The following is an 18,891-nucleotide window of genomic DNA, read 5'->3' as shown; positions in this document are numbered from 1 at the left end:
GTGAGACTTGAGCCAAGGTTGAATCAGAAGGTGGTTTTCATCGTCAGGTACACGGCGCCACGGTCAGCCGTGGTCGCGCCGCCACCGGAAAACGCCGAGTAGCCGCCGCCGTAACAGGCGTAGTTCTGGTTGCCACTGAACGCGTTGGGGGTCGAACCATCGCCTTTGCCGGCCTGGTCGGCGCCGGTGCTCAGGCCGCTGTTGTCGCACTTGTCGGTCTTGCCGAAAGCGTCGACGTATTTGAGGTCGATAAAGTATTTGTTGTACGCCACGGCACCGAGGCCGACCGCATAGTTGCCGGTGTTTTTCGCACCGCCACCGGACACCGGCGACACCCCGGCCAGACCGGCGTTGATCGACAGCGGCATATTCAAATCAACACCCGGCAGCACCTGGTACCAGGTCGGCGTAAAGTTGATCGCGATGCCCCAGTTATCCCGGGTGGGCGCGTCGATGCCGCGATAACTGTCCTCGCCTTTGTAGAGCGCTTTGTTCTTGTCATCGAGCTTGAGTAGATTGCTGTAGTACAGCTCGGAGAGCAGGGTTGCCGAATCGAACAGCGGCGTCTTCGGCAGTGACATCAAACCATTGAGCGTCCAGTGCAGCGTGTCACCGGTGGCGCTCATGCTGTCGCCACGGCTTGGCGTGTCGTAGATCACGCCCGTCTCGGCGGTGCGTGCCGGCAACAGCCCTAAACCTGCGCCCAACCCTGCAGGACTGGTCGAGCTGACAATCGCCGGAATACTCGCCAGTGGCATGTTGTGCCGGATATTGAGATCCGAGCCGACGCTCACTCCGCCCACGTCTTTGGACAAACTCAGGCCGAAAATCTGAATGTTGTCTGCGTACGCCAGTTGGTAACTGCTGGTGCTCAATGAGTTTAGGATGTTGACGACACCGGGCACCTGCCCCGCCGGGCGGCTGCCGTTGGCATTCAGCGATGTCAGGCCGGTGGCGTTCAACCAGGCTTGAGGGAGAATGTCGGAGGTTTTGCGGTAGTAAAAACCGAGCGTGCCGTCGAGCCACGCAGGCGACCACTTGGCCATGACGCCCCAGTCACCACTGCTGCCCGGCGTCAGGTCATGCCCGCGACGCACATTGGTCAGGCCGTTGCACGGAGCGACGCCGCAGCCCAGCGGGCTACCGGGCACCACGCCATTGGTGTTGCCGAGCAGAAAAGACTGCGCACCGAATCCAACCAGATCGGAGCCGCCGTAGTAAGTGCCAGCCTCCGGCAAACGGGCAGCGTCCCAATCAAGAAAATACTGAGCGCCCAGCGTCAGTTCAGGGTTGACGGTGAACGACGTCGATAATTGCTTGCGCGGGACGAACAGCTCCTTGGCTTCAGTGCCGGGTGACGCCGACAGTTTCGCCAGATCCAGGCCGGACTGGCCGTAGCTGACCGAATGCACCGGGTTGAGCAGCGTTTCGCCCCAGAACACGTTGTGTTGACCGGCCTTGAGGCTCAGCAGCGATTGCTCGCCGATTTCCGTGTTGTAAAACACAAAAGCATCGAGAATTTCCCCGGAAGGCCCGGTGTAATAACGCTGGGCGTAGCGACTCAGGTGCGGGCTGCCGTTGCCGACGTTGTCTTGGCTGACGCCGGCCAGGCGCGGGTCATTGGCGACGAGACCCGATCGTGCGTCGTTGCCATTGACGAAAGGATTGGAATTGGAGCCGGTATTTTCATAGGCCTGGTCGTACCAACTGGCCGCACTGACGCGAAAGCCCATCGAGTTTTTGTAGACCACGTCCATCTCGGTCAGCAGGTCGATGCGGTTGCTGATGTTGGTGCCGGCCTTGCGGAAGTTGTAATCGCCGTCGTTGTTGTTTGGCGTGGCCAACATCCGTTTGTCGGCACTTTCCGTGCGTACGCCGTAGTTGTATTTGACGGTGTTATCCAGCCGCGCCGTCCAGTCCGGGTTGCCCGTATCGATCTCGACCGCATGGGCGCTCGGTAGCGCTGCGGCCAGCATGGCCGAGGCCAGCAAGGTGTAACGCGAAGGCGCAAGCCCATGGCGCTTGGTGATGTGCATCGTGTCTTCTCCGCTTTTTTGTAGTTGTTTTTAAGCGCAGCCGCCCTCGCGCTTTCCCGGTGTGCGGGAAGACGTTTTCAGAAATGAGGGCACGTGCCGGCAGGCGTTCAGCCAGCCGGCGTCTGAATCAACGATCCAGTTCCTGGATCAACAGTTCGGCGTCCGGCCACGCGCCAAAACCGGCGGCCGGGTTGAGATGACCCACAGCTCCCAGCGAGCGCAGCTCAGCGCCCCAGCCTTCGGCGAGGTGGGTGACGGCTTCGAGGCTGGCGAGGGGATCGTTAGTGCTGGCGGCGACCACACTGCGAAACGGTAATGGGCCACGGGGTAGAGGGTTCCAGCCCTGCGCTTGCAGGGTCTGCGCTGACGGATAGCCCGCCGGCCAGTGAGCATCGAGATCCGGTGGCGTCGCCAGCAATGCACCTTTGATTGCACGCGAGTGCTGCGCCGCCCAGTGCGCCACCATCAACACGCCGGCGCTGTGGGCGACCAGAATCACCGGGCCGTCGATCTGCTCCAGTGTCTGTTGAATCGCTCGAATGCGCGCAGCGAGGTCGAGTTTGTCGGTGGTCAGCGGCGGCACACTGCGGACTTTTTCCAGGCGCGCCTCAAGCAGCGTCTGCCAATGTTCGGCCACATGCTCGCGCAGGCCGGGTACGATCAGAACGGTTGCGGCAGTCTGCAATTTGTCCACGTCAACACCTTCGCTGTCTCGATGACTCGACTGGCTGTATCGCCAGAATCTTTTTGTTGTGTCGACATTAAAGAGCGCTCGGCCGGGGTGCTTTTCATTGGACGTCAGGCACTTTTCTTTTGATGACAGAATTTCCTCCGCCGGACGGATGCCGCCCCCGTAGGAGCTGCCGAAGGCTGCGATCTTTTGATCTTGTTTTTGAAAGACAACATCAAAAGATCGCAGCCTTCGGCAGCTCCTACACAGATCGCTGTTCACGACTTTGCGACAGCGTTAACACAGCCGCTGTCGCAACTGTTCAATTGCAGATGCTCTGGATATAGTCACCCAGTACTTCCTTATCGTTATCGAACCAGGAAAGAACCCAGCATGCCCACGCTTGTTCGCGCCGCTGTCCTGACCAACTACCTGGAGGTCACGCAATACCTTGGCTTCAATCCGCGTGATGTACTGGCGGCGGTCGGCCTGAGCAAAGCACAGCTGCTGGCGCCCGAGCAGCGCATTCCGATTGATTCGGCGGTGCGGCTACTGGAAGACTCGGCCGCCGCCAGTGGCTGCCAGACGTTCGGCCTGAGCATGGCCGAATCCCGTCAGCTTTCAGATTTCGGCGTGGTCAGTTTGCTGCTCAGCCATCAGCGCACGCTGCGTGACGCCCTGCAGGTGGTTGTGCAATACCGGCATTTGATGAATGACTCGCTGGCGATCTTTGTTGAAGAGGCCGGCAAGATGGTGATCATTCGCGAAGAAGTGGTCACGCAAACGCCGATGCCCAGCCGACAGGCCACCGAGTTGGCCATTGGCGTGATGTTCCGTCTGTGCTCGGCGCTGCTCGGTACGCACTGGCATCCCTACAGCGTCAACTTCACGCATCAGGCGCCCGACAATCTGCAACTGCATCGACGCCTGTTCGGCTGCACGCTGGAGTTCGGCAGCGAGTTCAACGGCATCGTCTGTTCCGATGCCAGCCTCGACGTCACCAACCCTAACGCCGACCCGGCCATGGCGCGCTATGCGCAGAGTTATCTGGATTCTCTGCAAGGCCATGAAAGCCATTCGCTGCTGCTTGAAGTGCGCAAGGCTATCTATCTGCTGTTGCCGATGGGCCGCGCCACCATCGAGCAAATTGCTCAGACCCAAGGCATGAACGTGCGCACGCTGCAACGTCGCCTCAAGGACGACGGCTGTGCTTTCAACGATGTGATCAATGAAGTGCGACGTGATCTGGTGTTGCGCTACCTGGAAAATCCCAACTACTCGCTGAGCCGCATCGCCGACTTGCTCGGCTACTCGATGGCCAGCTCCTTCACCCGCTGGTTCATTACCCAGTTCGACATGCCGCCCGCCACCTGGCGGGCAAAAAAAACGGCGACTGCTGGTACAGTCGCCGCGAAAAAACCGGTGTGATTGGCACCGGTTTAACTACCGCACCGGGCCGACGAGTCAGCACGGTGCGGCCTGCCTTACCTTAGAAACCCCAGTGCAACACCAGAAGCACCAGCACCGCGAGAAACACGGTCTCGCCGATCATCAGCAAAATCGGTTTGATGCCAACGGCGGCCAGCTCCTTGAGCTGTGTCTTCATGCCCAGTGCGCTGATGGAAATCACCAGGCTCCAGCGCGACAGCTCATTGACCGCGCCTTGCACTGCCGGCGCTACCCAACCGGTGCTGTTGATACAGGCCAGCAGCAGAAAACCGACGGCAAACCAAGGCAGCAATGGCGGGCGTTTCCCTGACGTATCAGCACCCTGCAAACGCGTGACCATCGCCGCGCAGACGATCACCGGCAACAGCATGGCCACGCGCATCAATTTCACCACCGTGGCGGTATCCCCGGTTTCCGTCGACAAGCTGTAACCGGCACCCACCACCTGGGCGACGTCATGAATGGTCGCGCCCAAAAACACGCCCGCCACTTGCGGCGAGAGTTCCAGCCACTTGGCAATCATCGGGTAGACAATCATCGCCGTGGTCGACAACGCCGAAACGCCGATGACCGTGAACAGCGTGGCCCGCTCTTTCTGCGGGTGATGGGGCAGCGCCGCCGCCAGCGCCAACGCCGCCGAAGCGCCACAAATTGCCGTGGCGCCGCCGGTGAGCATGCCGAACAAGCGCTGAAAGCCCAACGCCTTCGCGGCCACCACTGACACGCCAATGGTCACCACCACCAAAAACACCACCAGTGCCACAGGCTTCCAGCCCAGCGCGGCAATTTGCTCAAGGGTGATGCGCATACCCAGCAACGCCACGCCAATGCGCAACACCGTGCGCGCAGTAAATTCGATGCCGGCCTTGCACACGCCATCACCGGCCAGAAAATTCAGCGCCATGCCCAGCAGCAACGCGAACAGCATCACCGGTGCACCGTAATGCTCGGACAAAAACGAAGCAGCCGCGGCGACGATCAGGCTGACGATAAACCCCGGTGCCAACTCGCGTGTCTGGCTATGAATACGGGTAAGCGCAACGGTGCTCATGCCACAGACTCCTCGCAAGCGAGGACGATAAACGCCTGACCATCAATGACTTCAACCGGGTAGCGTGTGACTTTGACCTGCTTCGAATTGAGCAAATAGCCGCTGCGCAGATCGAAGCGCAAACCATGCGCGCAACACTGAATGACCTGGCCCTCCAGCCGACCGCCACACAGCGATGCACCCTGATGGGGACAGCTGTCGTCGATGGCCAGCAACTCACCGTCGACGTTGAACAGCGCCAGGCTTTTATCGGCGAACTCAAACAGTGACCGCCCTCCTCTCGGCGGGCATTTGTTGTCTGGTACAGCAACGCGCAACGCAGGAAGACGACTCATACTTTCACCTCGCAGGCGACTTCATTGACCGGGTCGCTGACGCGTTCGCCCGCCAGCCGGGCAATGTCTTTGAGGTAATGACTGCGCGCGTAGAAGAACACTGCGGCGGCCGCGATACTCACCAGCGGTACGAATTGGAAGGCCGCGTGCAGGCCGATCAGATCGGACAATTTGCCGGTGATGAAGGGCCCGGGCGCCAGCCCCAGCAGGTTATTGGCCAGGGTCAGTGTGGCGAATGCTGTGCCATGCACCGAGTAATGCGTCAGGTTGGCAACCATCGCCCCGGCAGGTCCGGTGGTGCCCGTGGCGATCAACATGCCCAGGCCGATCAGCAGTAATTGCGCGGGCCCGGCCGGCAAGGCGAAGGCCGCCGAAAGCAGCAAGCAACTGCCCAGGCAATAAGCGATGGCCAATGCGACTTTGCGCTCAGGCGCATGACGGCACAGCCGATCACTGATCATCCCGCAGACAATCATTCCCGCGCCGCTGCACAACACAATGACTGCCGCCACAGCACCGGCCTTGTCGGTGCCCATGGCGTAATAACGATTGAGGTAACTGGGCATCCAGACGATCACCGTGCCGCAGACGAACAACTGCAAACCGCTGCCGATGTACGTCGCCACCACCGAGCGACTGGAATACAAGGTGCTCAGCGGACGCTTGATCGCCGCCGCGGCTTTACTCGCCGCACGGGTTGCGCACTGCGGCGCAATCCGCGCTTGCTTGACGATCAGCGGATACAGCAGCGCCAGCACCAGACCGAACAGCGCCATGCCAGCGAACGACCAGCGCCAACCCATCTTCGCAGCGATCACCCCACCCAACGCCATGCCCAGCACCGAGCCGAACATACCACCGGCCATAAACGCGCTGGCGAGGGTGGCGCGCATGTGTTTGGGAAACACCGAAATCACCACCGCGATGCCGACGCTGCCGTAAGCCGCCTCGCCGACACCGACCATAAACCGCGCAATGAACATCTGCGGATAGTCCTGCGCCACCGCACAACCCAATGTGGCCACGCTCCAGAGAAAAGCCATAAAGGCCAAACTTCTCACCCGACCAAAACGGTCGGCCAGCAGCGACAGCGGAAAGGTCAGCAGCCCGACCATCAACGCGACGATGCCACTGAGCAAGCCCAGTTGACTGTCGCTCAAGGCCCACTCGACCTTGAGCATCGGAAACACCGCGTTGAGTACCTGACGCGACATGTAATCGGAAATCAACAAGCCGAACGTCAGGGCAAAAACGATCCAGGCATATGTGCGCGCAACACCGACGTCGTTATCGTCGTCATCGCTGGCGCTGGGGTGATAGGCCATGCAGCCTCCTCGAAACTTTGTTGTATTTGTTGTTATCGAGCTTTTGGGGTAACGCAACGGACGAGAGGCCAGCGGCCCCTCGCCCGGTTCAGTCAGCCGCGTTGCGGCAGACCTTTTTGCCCGGCCTTGCGGTTGGGCGCCATGCCGTTGGCCAACAAGGTTTCTTCGATGCTCTGATACGCCACGCCAATGCGATAAATCTCGCGGGCTTCCTTGCCGGTAGCAATCTCGCGCCCCAGTTCATGGGCAATGCGCACGGTCTGCTGAATCTGTTGCACCGACCCGAAGCGATCGCCCTTGTGATCAATGATCGTGTCTTCATTGCCGACTCGCGGATGCAAGCCCATCGCCAACGCCATGGTGTTGAACGGCAGCACGTTCTTGAGTAACGACTCGGACGTCAGGGTGCAAGCGTCCGGCACGCGATGGATAAAGTTGAAGAAGTTGAACGGGTTCGGCCCGTCGAAACCACCGCCGATGCCGATCCAGGTGAGGTTCAGCGGGCCCATGTACACACCGCTGCGCACCAGACGCATCAGGGTTTCCAGGGCATGCATGCCGGTCAGTTGAAAGTGTGGCTGGACGCCTGCGGCCATCAACCGGCGCAAATGTTCGGCGACCCAGGCCGGGCCGGCCGGCACGGTCATTTCGCTGTATGCGGCATGAATGGCCGGGTTGTCCAGCGAGGTGCCTGCAAGGTATTCCGGGTACAGCAACTCCATGATGTTCATCTGGGTGGTGTTGATCGCCACCGTGACCTGATCCGGTTTCGGTGTCAGCTCCGCGAGCATGTGCCGGGTGTCATCGGACAGCCACTTGGCGGCTTCACCATCGCTTTCCGGGGCGAAGGAAATCGAACCGCCGACCTGGATAATCATGTCCGGCACCGCTTCACGCACACCGGCAATCAGCTCATTGAATTTCGACAGACGCTTGGAACCCTTGCCGTCGAGCTCACGCACATGCAGGTGCAAGACAGTGGCGCCCGCCTCGTAGCAATCGACCGCTTTCTGCACCTGTTCATCCATGGTCAGCGGGATGTCTTCGGGGAAATCTTCCGGCATCCACTCGGGGCCATACGGGGCCACGGTGATCACCACTTTTTCCATGTTTTCCGGGTGCAGGGAATCGTCGAGAAATTGCATGGGGTACTCCTTTTTTATGATTGTCCGCGCAGCCGGGTTCGCACCGGGCTGGCGTTTTCGAGTGCGAATGCAGTAAGGGTCGATCAGTAAGTCTTGTCGCCGACGATCCCGGCACGCTCCATCTTGCGATGACACAACGGGTAATCCATCACGGCGTAATGCTGGGTGCTGCGGTTGTCCCAGATCGCAATGCTGTTGGGTTTCCAGCGCCAGCGCACTTGGTATTCCGGGATGTACGCCTGGCTGATCAGGTAGCGCAGCAACTCACTTGCGCCGGGGTTGGCGTCCTGGCCGAAGCGCACCCGAGCGGGGGTGTGGTAATTGCTGAAGTGTGTGGTGAAGGCGTTGACGAACAGCACTTTTTCCAGCGTGTCCGGATGCGTGCGCACCACCGGATGCTCGGCATCGGGGTACGTCGCCCTAAGCGCCAGGCGTCTTTCGATCGGCAGCGCGGCACCGAAGCTGGCTTCGATGCTGTGCCGGGCACGCAGATCGGCAATCTTGATCTTCACGTCTTCCGGCAAGCGCGCATACGCCTCGACCATATTGGCCCACATGGTGTCGCCGCCCACCGGGGGACATTCGACACAGCGCAAGACACAACCCATCGGCGGCGCCTCACGCCAGGTGGCGTCGGTGTGCCACGAGTTTTCGTAGCGTTCCGGCGGATGCTCCGGGCTCTTGTAGATCCGCACCAGCCCGGGATGATCCGGATCGCTGCCAACCATCGGGTGATGTTCAAGCTCACCGAAGCGCCGGGCAAAGGCCACGTGATCGGCACGGCTGATGTCCTGATTACGCAGGAACAACACGCGGTGCTTGAGCAATTGCGCGCGAATTTCGGCAAAAAGACCGTCGTCATGTACCGCGTCGGCAAGGCTGACGCCCTCAAGCTCGGCGCCAATGCTGCACGTCAGTTGTTCGACTCTCATGGCTGACGACTCCTTCAGATGACGAAAATCGATGAGCCGGTGGTCTTGCGCGATTCCAGGTCACGGTGGGCCTGAACGGCGTCCTGCAACGCGTAGTGCTGGTTGATTTCGATCTTGATCCGGCCACTGCCGACCAGGTCGAATAACTCGCCAGCGAGCGCGGCTTTTTCCTCGGGATCGGCGATGTAGTCAGCCAATGCCGGGCGGGTCATGAACAGCGAGCCCTTCATTGCCAGCAACATCGGATCGACCGGCGGGATCGGCCCGGAAGCCGTACCGACGCACACCATCAGACCGCGACGTTTGAGCGAGTCCAGCGAGCCCATGAAGGTGTTCTTGCCAACACTGTCGAACACCACGTTGACGCCAACGCCGTCGGTCAATTCGCGCACCTGTTGCGCGACGTCCTGGTGGCTGTAATTGATCACATGGTCGCAGCCATGGGCACGGGCGATTTCGCCTTTGGCCTCGGTGGAGACGGTGCCGATGACCGTCAGCCCGAGCAACTTCGCCCACTGCGAAACGATCAGACCGACGCCACCGGCAGCAGCGTGCAGCAAGATACTGTCGCCCGCTTTGAAGTCGTGGATGCGCCGCATCAAGTAAGCCGAGGTCAGCCCGCGCATGGTCATCGCGGCAGCCGTTTCGAAACTGATGGTTTCCGGCAGTTTGATCAGCGGTGCGGCGGATATCAGACGCTCAGTGCTGTAGGCGCCGAGGGTGTTGAGAAACCCGGTGTAAGTGACACGATCGCCCACCCGCACATTGCTCACGCCCTCGCCGATGGCCTGCACCACACCGGAGGCTTCAACGCCCATGCCGTTAGGCAGCGGGATCGGGTAAGTGCCGTTGCGAAAGTAGGTGTCGGCGTAGTTGAGGCCCACCGCCACATGACGAAGACGCACCTGGCCTGGGCCGGGATCGCCAACGTCGACATCTTCATAGCGAAGCACGTCGGGATCACCGGATTCGTAGAAGCGCACTGCTTTGGCCATTTTTCTTATTCTCCCTGCAAGGTTGGGCGTATCGCTCGATTGGCGTTGACCTGACTCTAGGTCGCGCGCCAGGCAATCGCTTCGCATCAGGCGACAATGGCTTTTCATTTGATGACAACGGGTGGCAAGACAAACAGGCGTCCGACGGGCCGCCCTCTCTGACGCTCACGCGCTACCGGTCACTTTTTCTTACACCTTTTGTCGCCAGATCCTACGCCGTACGGCGATCCGGAGCCGGTCGTTGCCGTCAGTTTGGTATCATGCGCCGCTTTTACGGTTAACCACCGCCCGTCCTGTCGACGGGCGGGCTGCAAAAGGCGGTATTAGATGACGGCTTTGTTGACTCGCCGCAAGGTGCTTGCGGGAATGGGCGTACTCGGGCTCGGCCTGCTCGCTGGCTGCGACACCCGCGGCGAACTGTCGTACAAGTACGGCAAAGATCTGAGCGACAAGATCCTGGGACGCACTTTCAAGCTGAAGAACACTGACGGCGAAACCATGTCGCTGTCGAGCTTTCGCGGCATGATGCCGATGATCTTCTTCGGCTTCACTCAATGCCCGGCGGTCTGCCCCACCACCCTCGCCCGCGCGGCAAAAATCAAGAAACTGATGGGCAAGGACGGCGATCGTTTGCAGGTGATCTTCATCACCCTCGACCCCGAACGCGACACCCCGGAAATCCTCGACGCCTACATGAAAGCCTTCGACCCGAGCTTCGTCGCGCTGTACGGCACCGTTGAAGAAACCAAGGCCACCGCCAAGGAATTCGACGTGTTCTACGAGAAAGTCCCGGCCGGCGACACCTACACCATCTCGCACACATCGACCAGTTACGTCTACGACTCCCGTGGCGGCCTGCGCCTGGGCCTGTCCACCTCGCTTTCGGCAGAAGAATGCACGGAAGACTTGCTTACCGTTATGGAGGTTTGCTGATGCACCCTGTTCTGAACAACATCAAACGTGCTGCGATTGCCCTGTCGCTGATGGGCCTGGCGTTTCAAGCCTCCGCGCAGACCAAAGTCGACGACGCGTGGGTTCGCGCCACCGTGCCGACCCAGACCGCCAGCGGCGCGTTCATGACCGTTACCGCCGACAGCGACAGCAAGTTGCTCAGCGTCGCCACACCGATCGCCAAAGACGTGCAGATCCACGAAATGACCATGAAGAATGACGTCATGAGCATGGGCCCGGTGAAGTTCGTCGAACTGCCGGCTGGCAAAGCGGTGAAGCTTGATCCAAACGGCTACCACGTGATGCTGATGGGCCTGAGCGCGCAGTTGAAAGAAGGCGAAACCGTGCCGCTGACCCTGACCGTCGAGAACGCCAAGGGCGAGAAAGAAACCCTCGAGGTCAAAGCACCGGTTCGCTCGCTGACCAACATGGAAGGTCACGATCACAGCAAAATGCACTGATCTGACTGACTGAAACACCTGCGGGGCGGCCTGATTAATGATCATGCCGCCCCGTTTTATTTGAGCTGATGGAAAGCGTGCTTTACATCGGCAAATTCTTCGATGAGGATGTAAAGGGTCTTTTACATAGGAAGTGAAGAATGAACCGCTACTACCTCGAAATGGGCGCCGCATTGGTTCTCTACGTGCTGGTGTTGAGCCTTTCCCTGATCGCCAGCCAATCCCTGCTGGACGCCAACATTTTTCTGCGATCCGTGGTGGCCCTGACCCCGATTATTCCGGCAGGTCTAATGTGCTGGGCGATCGTGCGCAACATGCGGCGCATGGATGAAATGCATCTGCGCATCCAGTTTGAAGCCCTGGGTTTTGCCTTCGCCGCCTCGGCACTGCTGACCTTCAGTTACGGGTTTTTGGAAAACGTCGGCGCGCCGCACATTCCGTGGACATGCGTGTGGCCGGTGATGGGTCTGATGTGGATTGTTGGGCTGCAGATTGCGCGACGCCGCTACCAATGAAAAACCGTCTGAAGGCACTGCGCGCCGAGCGCAAGTGGTCGCAGGTTGATCTGGCAGAACGCTTGAACGTGTCGCGGCAGACCATCAATGCGATCGAAAACGAACGCTACGATCCGAGCTTGCCGCTGGCATTCCAGATTGCCCGCGCATTCGAAATGCCCATTGAAGACATCTTCGACGACCGCGAAAGTTAACACCGGCCCCCTGTGGGAGCGGGCTTGCTCGCGAAAGCGGCGTGTCAGTCGACATTTGTTTAACTGATACACCGCCTTCGCGAGCAAGCCCGCTCCCACAGGGGGGATGCATTTCAAATGTAAAAGGTGCGACGGGGGATCAATGGGCGATGCACACGGATTTTAGTTCGGTGTAAGCCTCGATCACGGTTCGACCAAACTCTCGCCCCATCCCCGATTGCTTGACCCCGCCAAACGGCATCGCCGGATCCAGCAGCACATGCGCATTCACCCACACCGTGCCCGCTTCAATACGCGGCACCAGGTTCATTGCCTTGCTCAAATCGTTCGTCCACAAACTCGCGGCCAACCCATACGGATTGTCATTGGCCAACTCGATCATCGCGTCTTCATCATCAAACGCAATCACCGCCAACACCGGGCCGAACACTTCTTCACGGGCCACGGCCATGCTGTGATCGACATCCGCCAACACCGTCGGCTGCACGTAGAAACCCTCGCCTTCCAGCAGCTCACCGCCACACACCACCCGCGCGCCTTCACGCTTGGCCAGTTCGATGTGCTTGAGCACGCTCTGTTGCTGCTTGCGTGACACCAGCGGATTAATCGCTGCCTCGCAGTTCATCCCTGCGCCAATCGGCATGGCCGAAACCACTGCCGCGAGACCTTCGACAAACTGGTCGTGAATCGAACGATGCACATAGAAGCGCGACGCCGCCGCGCACACCTGACCGTTGTTCAGCAAGCCACCGAGAATCGCGCCTTGAATGGCTTTTTCAACATCGGCATCAGCCAGCAGAATCATCGGGTTCTTGCCGCCCAGTTCCAGCGCAAAACGGGTCATGTTGGCCATGCACGCGACACCAACGGTTTTGCCCACCGCCGTCGAACCGGTGAACGACACCTTGCTCACCAGTGGATGCGTCGTCAGCGCGCCGCCGACCGAAGCCCCGCCGCCCGTGACCACGTTGAACACGCCTGCCGGAATGCCCGCCTCTAACGCCAGTTCAGCCAGACGCATGGCCGTCAGCGGAGTTTCCATCGCCGGTTTGATCACCACCGTGCAACCGGTGGCCAGCGCCGGCATCAACTTCCACGCGGCAATCATCAATGGAAAATTCCACGGCACGATGCCGACCACCACACCCACCGGTTCGCGCTGGGTGAACGTGGTGAATTTTGTCCCCGGTGGCAGCGGAATCGACACGTCGAAGGTCTGCCCTTCGATCTTGGTCGCCCAGCCCGACATGTAGCGCATGAATTCCACCGTGGCGTTGACATCCAGCGCGCGGGCCATGTTGATCGACTTGCCCTGGCTGAGGGTTTCCAGTTGCGCCAGCTCTTCGCCGTGTTCCTCGACCAGGCGGGTGAAATTCAGCAGGATGCGCTCGCGATCGGCCGGGCGCAGGCCCGACCACACGCCAGACTTGAACGCGGCATGCGAAGACTGCACCGCGCGCTCGACCAATTCGGCCGGCGCATCGAGGGTTTCGCACAAGGTCTGGCCGGTGGCCGGATCGACCACGGCAATCGTCGGCCCTTCAGCGAATTGCCACTGGCCATCGATAAAGCAGCCATGTCGACGATCAATGAACGCCGCGACTTGCGGCAGCATTGCAACGTTGCTCATAAAGCCTCCTTGGATTTGAGGAAACACACCACGGCCTCACGATCATCTTTCGAGGCCAGGCCCATGTAGGGCATGTAGGTGCCGGGCACGTAGGCCTGGGGTTGGGTGATCAGTTCGGCGATGGTCTCGGCCTGCCAGGTGACGTCTTTGCTGCGCATCGCCTGGGAATAGCTGAAGCCTGCCAGTGAGCCGGATTTGCGCCCAATCACGCCGTTAAGGTTGGGGCCCATCATGCCGGTGACGTCTTTTTTAACCGCGTGGCAGACGCCGCATTCGGTGTTGAAAATTTGTGCGCCGTGGGATGAATCCGCCGCGCAATCGGCGGCGACAGCGGCTTGGGCGAGTGTCAGAGAAAACAACGAAGCACAGGCGAATTTGAGCAGGGACATAGAAGACACATCCAAAAAAACAGTGAATACACACCAATCCCTGTAGGAGCCGAGCTTGCTCGCGAAGACGTCAGCACATTCAGAACAGGGGTTGCCTGCTACACCGCTTTCGCGAGCAAGCTCAGCTCCTACAGGGATTGGTGGCGACGGGAGCTGATGGAGATTGTCTGGCCTGCCGCCAAAGCAGGTTTTGCCCTGCCTGCCAGTCGTGTTGGCAAGGCTGCCAATTGCGACTGGCACAGACACACAAGCACTTGGCAGACACAGCAATTCCCCGGTTTCGCCGCAGAGGCAGAATCCACTGGCACCCACTTTTCAGGGCACCAGTCAGGGAGTCCCCCTTCAATGCGAACCAACCGGATCACCGTACCGTCAGCGCTGGGCTTGAGCCTGCTGATGCTCGGCTTGAACAGCGCCCATGCCGATCTGCCGCCCGACACCATCGGCCAGACCACGCTGGCGTTCCCGCCCGAAGCGCACCGCGCTTATGTGGTCGACGTCGAATTCGAAAGTTTCGTGATGGGCCGCGTCACCGTGGTCGATCCCGACAAGAAGAAAATCCTCGGCATGGTGCCGACCGGTTTTGCCGCGCCGTCGGCCCTGAGCCACGACCGCAAAACCCTGTACAGCGCCGACCTGTTCTATTCACGCGGCACTCGCGGCACGCGCACCGACGTGCTCACCGCGTGGGACACCTCGACGCTGTCGCCCTCGTGGGAAGTGGTGATTCCAAGCAAACGCGCCGAATCCCTGACCCAGCGCTACGGCCTGAAACCGAGCGGCGATGACCGCTTCGTCTACGTCTACAACTTCACCCCATCGACCTCGGTGACCGTGGTCGACACCCAGTCCCATGCGGTCAGCAGTGAAATCGCCATCCCCGGTTGCGTGCTCAATTACCCGGTCGGCAACCGCCGCTTCGCCTCGTTGTGCGGCGACGGCAGCCTGCAAGTGGTCACCCTCAATGATCAGGGCCAGGAAACCGCGCGCAGCCGCACGCCGTTCTTCGACCCGAACGCCGAGAAGCTCAACGAGCGCGCGGTCAACGTCGGCGACACCTACTACTTCGTCACCACCACCGGCACTGTGCGCCCGGTCGATTTCGCCGGCGACGCGCCGAAGATTCTGCCGGCGTGGTCGCTGGTCAACGACGCCGAAAAGAAAACCGGTTGGGCTCCCGGCGGCTGGCAGTTGATGGCGGTCGCACCGAAGCTCGATCGCCTGTACGTGTTGATGCACGACGCCCACGAAGCGATGAAGTGGGAAGACCCGAGCACGCTGATCTGGGCCTTCGATATCAAGACCGGCAAGAAGGTTGCGACCCTCGAAGCACCAACACCGGTCTGGAGCCTGCAAGCCACCGGCGACGACAAACCGTTGCTGCTCGGCGCTGACGTCGAGGGCGGTTTGCAGGTCTTCGATCTGAGCACCAACAAGCTTCAATCGAGCATGCCGAAAGTCGCGAAAACCGCGACGCAAGTCATGAGCTACTGAGGAGGTTCAGTCATGACCCTTGACCCGATTTTCATCATCGCCAGTGCGCTGGCCGTCGCCGTGCTGCTGGCCAGCGCGGCGACGCACAAGCTGCGCGCACCGGGGCGGTTTGCCAAGCAACTGGCGGACTATCAACTGCTGCCCGAAACGCTGGTACGGCCCGTGGGCCGAGTGATTCCGCTGCTGGAGTTGCTCATCGCTTTTGCCCTGCTGGTGCCGTTCAGCCGCGCCATTGCAGCGGTCTGCGCAGCTGCGTTGATCGCGCTGTACGCCTCCGCCATCGGCATCAACCTGTGGCGCGGTCGCCGCGACATCGACTGTGGCTGTGCCGGGCCGGATCAAGCACAGCCACTGCGCCCGATTCTGCTGACGCGCAACGCGGTGTTAGTGGCTTTGGCGTTACTGGCGAGCACCACACCGATCGTTCGCGACCTTGGTTTGTTCGACGGTTTTGTCACCGTCGCCGCCAGTGCTGTTGCGCTGCTGATCTACGCGGCCGCCGACGGCTTGCTGGCCAACTCCCCTCTTCTGCTCAAATTGATTGGTAGGTGATTTATGCAAGGTCTGATGATTTCCAACGTGCTGTTGTGGGTGCTGCTGATTGCGCTGGCGTTCGCGGTGATGGGCCTGGTGCGGCAGATCGGCGTGCTGCACGGGCGCATTGCTCCGGCCGGTGCGCTGATGGTCGATAAGGGTGTGGCGGTCAACGAAGCGGCGCCGCAAGTGACCGCTGCTGATCGTCATGGTCGTCCGGTCAATTTTGGTTATGCCGGGGAAAAGAACCAGTTGCTGTTCTTCCTCTCGCCGACCTGCCCGATCTGCAAATCGCTGCTGCCGGCGATCAAATCCATCGCCAAACAACAAGCCGATCGCCTCGACGTGGTGTTTATCAGCGACGGCGACATGGATGCCCAACAAGCGCTGATCCGCGAACACAAACTCGATGACATGACCTACGTGGTCGGCCCGGAAGTCGGCATGACCTACCAGATCGGCAAGCTGCCGTACGCCGCGCTGATCGACAAATCCGGCACCTTGCGCGCCAAAGGTCTGGTCAATTCCCGCGAGCATCTGGACAGCCTGTTCGAGGTCGAACACCTGCACAGCGCCACGCTGCAGGAATACCTCAACAACCAGCCGCAACCGCATGACCACAGTCACGGCCATAGCCACAGCCACTGAGCAGGAGACATTTATGAAACTGCTGGATCTGCTCTTTGAGCGCTCGACCCGCCGCGTGGCCGACACCACATCGCGACGCAAATTGCTGGCGCGCATGGGCTCGCTGATGGTCGCCGGCGCCGCACTGCCGCTGTTGTTGCCACTGGATCGCACCAGCAAGGCGCTGGCGGCGGACAATCCCAAAGCGGGCGATCCGGGTGATCCGAACAGCTGCGACTACTGGCGCTACTGCTCGATCGACGGCTTTCTGTGCAGTTGCTGCGGCGGCTCGGTGACCTCGTGCCCACCCGGCACCGAAGCCTCGCAAGTGACGTGGATCGGCACCTGCCGCAACCCGGCGGACGGCAAGGATTACATCATTTCGTACAACGATTGCTGCGGAAAACAGAGCTGCGCGCAGTGCGCCTGTACGCGCAACGACAGCGAAGAACCGGCGTATCGACCGTTCAACAACAACGACGTGAACTGGTGCCTGGCGGCGAAATCGCACATCTACCACTGCACGGTTTCGATTATTCGCGGCGTCGCCGTCTGACCTGATCAGCAAAAACCCCCTGTAGGAGCTGCCGCAGGCTGCGATCTTTTGACTTTTCTTTTCAAGATCAAGATCAAGATCAAAAGATCGCAGCCTTCGGCAGCTCCTACAGGGTTTGTGTAAATTTTGAGGATGTTGTTATGCGTCATTTGTTCGTGATGGGTCTGGCTTTGGTGTTGGCCGCGCCAGCGGTTTACGCCCGGGCCATTCCCAACCCCAATCAACGTCATGCGCCGGGCAACGAATCGCCGCAAACGCCCATCGCCCAGGCGGGTTACAGCGTCGGCGTGAACTATCAGCTGCAATGCGCCGGCTGCCACTTGCCCGACGGCACCGGTTCAGCCGCCAACGACACGCCGCGCCTGACCGGTTTCGTCGGCAACTTTCTGAAGGTGCCCGGTGGCCGGGAGTTTCTGGTGCGCGTGCCGGGCATGTCGCAATCAGCGCTGAACAACGCGCAACTGGCCGACCTGCTCAACTGGCTGATTCGCGAGGACGGCATGGCCGGTAAAAGCACACCCGCTCACTATCAGCCGTACAGCGCTGACGAGATTGCGCAGTTGCGCCACGAAACCATGCTCAACCTGCCGGGCACCCGCGCGGAGCTGATCAAGGCCATGCGCGCGCAAGGCATCGCCATCGACGACGGCATGCACTACTGAGCCTCAGGCGTGCTGCCTGCGGTACTCCCCCGGCGCAATGCCGAAACGTGATTTGAATGCCGTGGAAAAATGGCTCGAATCGGAAAAGCCCCAGGAATAACCGAACACCGAGAGCTTCTGCTCAGCCCCGGCTTGGCGCAGCGATTCGGCACACAAATCCAGTCGCCGATTCTTGATGTAGCGCGCCACCACTAAACCCTTTTTTGCAAAGATCCGGTACAGCCCGCGCACCGACATGCCGACTTCCCGCGCAAGCCATTCCGGACAGAGTTCTTCACAGCGAATGTGCTCGTCGATGCACGCCAAGGTCTTCTGAAAGATCCGTTCATGCAGATCGCTGCAATCTTCGCTGTGGCTGATCGCCGGGCGCAGCAGGCTGACAATCGCCTCCAGCGTCGCTTCGCTTTCGCTCAGGCTGAGGTTCTTCTGCCGCGTCGCGTCGAGAATCAAATGGTGCGAGAGCATGGCCATCGGCGAACTCGCCGGGATGCGGTGGCCGCACTTGACCTGATTGAAGCGCAGGGTCTTCTCGACCAGATGCGTCGGCAGGATCAGCGACAGTTGCCGCGAGTTCTCGTGGTAGGTGAAATCGCTCGGGCGCGAGGCGTCGATCAGGGTGATGTCGCCCGCCGAGAGCAGCGCTTTATTGTCGCCCTGAGCCATGCCCGCCGAGCCTTCGAGCTGGAACACGGCAAAATATTTACCGCCCTCGCCGGCAGCGATTTCCGTCGGCGTGCGATACAGCCGCGCCTGGCAGGCGTCGACAAAACTCAGCTTGAGCGCACCGCTTTGGTACTCGCGAATGCGCCCGGAGAAATCGGCGCCGAGGGTTTGCGCGTTGAAGGCGCCACAGATCTGATTGATCTGATGGATCCATTGATCGAAGCCGTCACGGCGTTGTGCAGTTGAAGAAATCATGTCTGGCCTCACGCAGGCTTGT

Annotated in this window: 21 protein-coding genes; 10 read left to right on the top strand and 11 right to left on the bottom strand. The window is 60.3% G+C overall.

Annotated elements, in window-relative coordinates:
- Nucleotides 1-23 precede the first annotated feature (23 nt).
- Both ACP3TY_RS09850 and ACP3TY_RS09845 read right to left on the bottom strand, forming a co-directional pair.
- On the bottom strand, nucleotides 24-2,036 hold the full coding sequence (locus tag ACP3TY_RS09850) for a DUF1302 domain-containing protein (protein ID WP_426619842.1): 2,013 nt from the start codon (nucleotides 2,034-2,036) through the stop codon (nucleotides 24-26).
- Between the two features lie 127 nt (nucleotides 2,037-2,163).
- A complete protein-coding gene (locus ACP3TY_RS09845) occupies nucleotides 2,164-2,730 on the bottom strand; it encodes an RBBP9/YdeN family alpha/beta hydrolase (RefSeq protein WP_426619841.1) in 567 nt (188 codons plus the stop codon).
- Nucleotides 2,731-3,099: 369 nt separating this feature from the next.
- Between ACP3TY_RS09845 and ACP3TY_RS09840 the strand changes: the two genes are divergently transcribed.
- Nucleotides 3,100-4,134: an AraC family transcriptional regulator gene (locus ACP3TY_RS09840; RefSeq protein ID WP_053119483.1), complete on the top strand. Its 1,035-nt coding sequence runs from the start codon at nucleotides 3,100-3,102 to the stop codon at nucleotides 4,132-4,134.
- 61 nt (nucleotides 4,135-4,195) lie between these two features.
- Here ACP3TY_RS09840 and ACP3TY_RS09835 read toward each other — a convergent pair whose 3' ends face one another.
- The 6 genes from ACP3TY_RS09835 to ACP3TY_RS09810 form a co-directional block, all read right to left on the bottom strand.
- On the bottom strand, nucleotides 4,196-5,206 hold the full coding sequence (locus tag ACP3TY_RS09835; RefSeq protein ID WP_426619840.1) for a YeiH family protein: 1,011 nt from the start codon (nucleotides 5,204-5,206) through the stop codon (nucleotides 4,196-4,198).
- Nucleotides 5,203-5,541, bottom strand: coding sequence for a Rieske (2Fe-2S) protein (locus ACP3TY_RS09830; RefSeq protein WP_053119479.1), 339 nt, complete (start codon nucleotides 5,539-5,541; stop codon nucleotides 5,203-5,205). The genes ACP3TY_RS09835 and ACP3TY_RS09830 overlap by 4 nt, the downstream gene beginning before the upstream one ends.
- A complete protein-coding gene (locus ACP3TY_RS09825) occupies nucleotides 5,538-6,866 on the bottom strand; it encodes an MFS transporter (protein WP_212549287.1) in 1,329 nt (442 codons plus the stop codon). Before ACP3TY_RS09825 ends, ACP3TY_RS09830 begins: the two co-directional genes overlap by 4 nt.
- A gap of 92 nt (nucleotides 6,867-6,958) precedes the next feature.
- Nucleotides 6,959-8,011: a 3-keto-5-aminohexanoate cleavage protein gene (locus ACP3TY_RS09820; protein ID WP_053119475.1), complete on the bottom strand. Its 1,053-nt coding sequence runs from the start codon at nucleotides 8,009-8,011 to the stop codon at nucleotides 6,959-6,961.
- A gap of 83 nt (nucleotides 8,012-8,094) precedes the next feature.
- Nucleotides 8,095-8,943, bottom strand: coding sequence for a TauD/TfdA dioxygenase family protein (locus tag ACP3TY_RS09815; protein ID WP_426619839.1), 849 nt, complete (start codon nucleotides 8,941-8,943; stop codon nucleotides 8,095-8,097).
- Between the two features lie 14 nt (nucleotides 8,944-8,957).
- Entirely contained in the window at nucleotides 8,958-9,938 is a 981-nt protein-coding gene (locus tag ACP3TY_RS09810; RefSeq protein WP_053119471.1) for a quinone oxidoreductase family protein, read from the bottom strand.
- Nucleotides 9,939-10,265: 327 nt separating this feature from the next.
- Between ACP3TY_RS09810 and ACP3TY_RS09805 the strand changes: the two genes are divergently transcribed.
- The 4 genes from ACP3TY_RS09805 (at nucleotide 10,266) to ACP3TY_RS09790 (ending at nucleotide 12,059) form a co-directional block, all read left to right on the top strand.
- Entirely contained in the window at nucleotides 10,266-10,871 is a 606-nt protein-coding gene (locus ACP3TY_RS09805; RefSeq protein ID WP_053119469.1) for an SCO family protein, read from the top strand.
- Nucleotides 10,871-11,350 carry a copper chaperone PCu(A)C gene (locus ACP3TY_RS09800; RefSeq protein ID WP_159814508.1) on the top strand — a complete coding sequence of 160 codons (480 nt, stop codon included), beginning with the start codon at nucleotides 10,871-10,873 and terminating at the stop codon, nucleotides 11,348-11,350. Before ACP3TY_RS09805 ends, ACP3TY_RS09800 begins: the two co-directional genes overlap by 1 nt.
- A 140-nt stretch (nucleotides 11,351-11,490) precedes the next feature.
- Nucleotides 11,491-11,865 (top strand): hypothetical protein, encoded by a 375-nt coding sequence (locus ACP3TY_RS09795; RefSeq protein WP_426619838.1) that lies wholly within the window; start codon nucleotides 11,491-11,493, stop codon nucleotides 11,863-11,865.
- Nucleotides 11,862-12,059, top strand: coding sequence for a helix-turn-helix transcriptional regulator (locus ACP3TY_RS09790; RefSeq protein WP_212549283.1), 198 nt, complete (start codon nucleotides 11,862-11,864; stop codon nucleotides 12,057-12,059). The genes ACP3TY_RS09795 and ACP3TY_RS09790 overlap by 4 nt, the downstream gene beginning before the upstream one ends.
- A 139-nt stretch (nucleotides 12,060-12,198) precedes the next feature.
- Here ACP3TY_RS09790 and ACP3TY_RS09785 read toward each other — a convergent pair whose 3' ends face one another.
- Together ACP3TY_RS09785 and ACP3TY_RS09780 are read right to left on the bottom strand one after the other, a co-directional pair.
- Nucleotides 12,199-13,689 carry an aldehyde dehydrogenase family protein gene (locus tag ACP3TY_RS09785; RefSeq protein ID WP_426619837.1) on the bottom strand — a complete coding sequence of 497 codons (1,491 nt, stop codon included), beginning with the start codon at nucleotides 13,687-13,689 and terminating at the stop codon, nucleotides 12,199-12,201.
- Nucleotides 13,686-14,078 (bottom strand): c-type cytochrome, encoded by a 393-nt coding sequence (locus tag ACP3TY_RS09780; RefSeq protein WP_053119459.1) that lies wholly within the window; start codon nucleotides 14,076-14,078, stop codon nucleotides 13,686-13,688. The genes ACP3TY_RS09785 and ACP3TY_RS09780 overlap by 4 nt, the downstream gene beginning before the upstream one ends.
- A 345-nt stretch (nucleotides 14,079-14,423) precedes the next feature.
- Between ACP3TY_RS09780 and ACP3TY_RS09775 the strand changes: the two genes are divergently transcribed.
- The 5 genes from ACP3TY_RS09775 (at nucleotide 14,424) to ACP3TY_RS09755 (ending at nucleotide 17,951) form a co-directional block, all read left to right on the top strand.
- Nucleotides 14,424-15,572: an amine dehydrogenase large subunit gene (locus ACP3TY_RS09775; protein ID WP_053119457.1), complete on the top strand. Its 1,149-nt coding sequence runs from the start codon at nucleotides 14,424-14,426 to the stop codon at nucleotides 15,570-15,572.
- Nucleotides 15,573-15,584: 12 nt separating this feature from the next.
- Nucleotides 15,585-16,124, top strand: a complete 540-nt coding sequence (locus ACP3TY_RS09770; RefSeq protein ID WP_426619836.1) for a MauE/DoxX family redox-associated membrane protein — start codon at nucleotides 15,585-15,587, stop codon at nucleotides 16,122-16,124.
- 3 nt (nucleotides 16,125-16,127) lie between these two features.
- Nucleotides 16,128-16,754: a methylamine dehydrogenase accessory protein MauD gene (mauD, locus tag ACP3TY_RS09765; RefSeq protein WP_400749502.1), complete on the top strand. Its 627-nt coding sequence runs from the start codon at nucleotides 16,128-16,130 to the stop codon at nucleotides 16,752-16,754.
- 13 nt (nucleotides 16,755-16,767) lie between these two features.
- Nucleotides 16,768-17,289, top strand: a complete 522-nt coding sequence (locus ACP3TY_RS09760) for a methylamine dehydrogenase light chain (protein ID WP_008079640.1) — start codon at nucleotides 16,768-16,770, stop codon at nucleotides 17,287-17,289.
- Nucleotides 17,290-17,429: 140 nt separating this feature from the next.
- On the top strand, nucleotides 17,430-17,951 hold the full coding sequence (locus ACP3TY_RS09755; RefSeq protein WP_008079639.1) for a c-type cytochrome: 522 nt from the start codon (nucleotides 17,430-17,432) through the stop codon (nucleotides 17,949-17,951).
- Nucleotides 17,952-17,954: 3 nt separating this feature from the next.
- On the opposite strand, the gene feaR is transcribed toward ACP3TY_RS09755, so the two are convergent.
- Complete coding sequence (gene feaR, locus ACP3TY_RS09750; protein WP_053119446.1) at nucleotides 17,955-18,869, bottom strand: transcriptional regulator FeaR; 915 nt, start codon at nucleotides 18,867-18,869, stop codon at nucleotides 17,955-17,957.
- Between the last annotated feature and the right edge of the window lie 22 nt (nucleotides 18,870-18,891).

The sequence above is a fragment of the Pseudomonas rustica genome, assembly GCF_049959085.1.
GTDB lineage: Bacteria > Pseudomonadota > Gammaproteobacteria > Pseudomonadales > Pseudomonadaceae > Aquipseudomonas > Aquipseudomonas rustica.
This window is presented reverse-complemented; position numbering and strand designations above follow the sequence as displayed.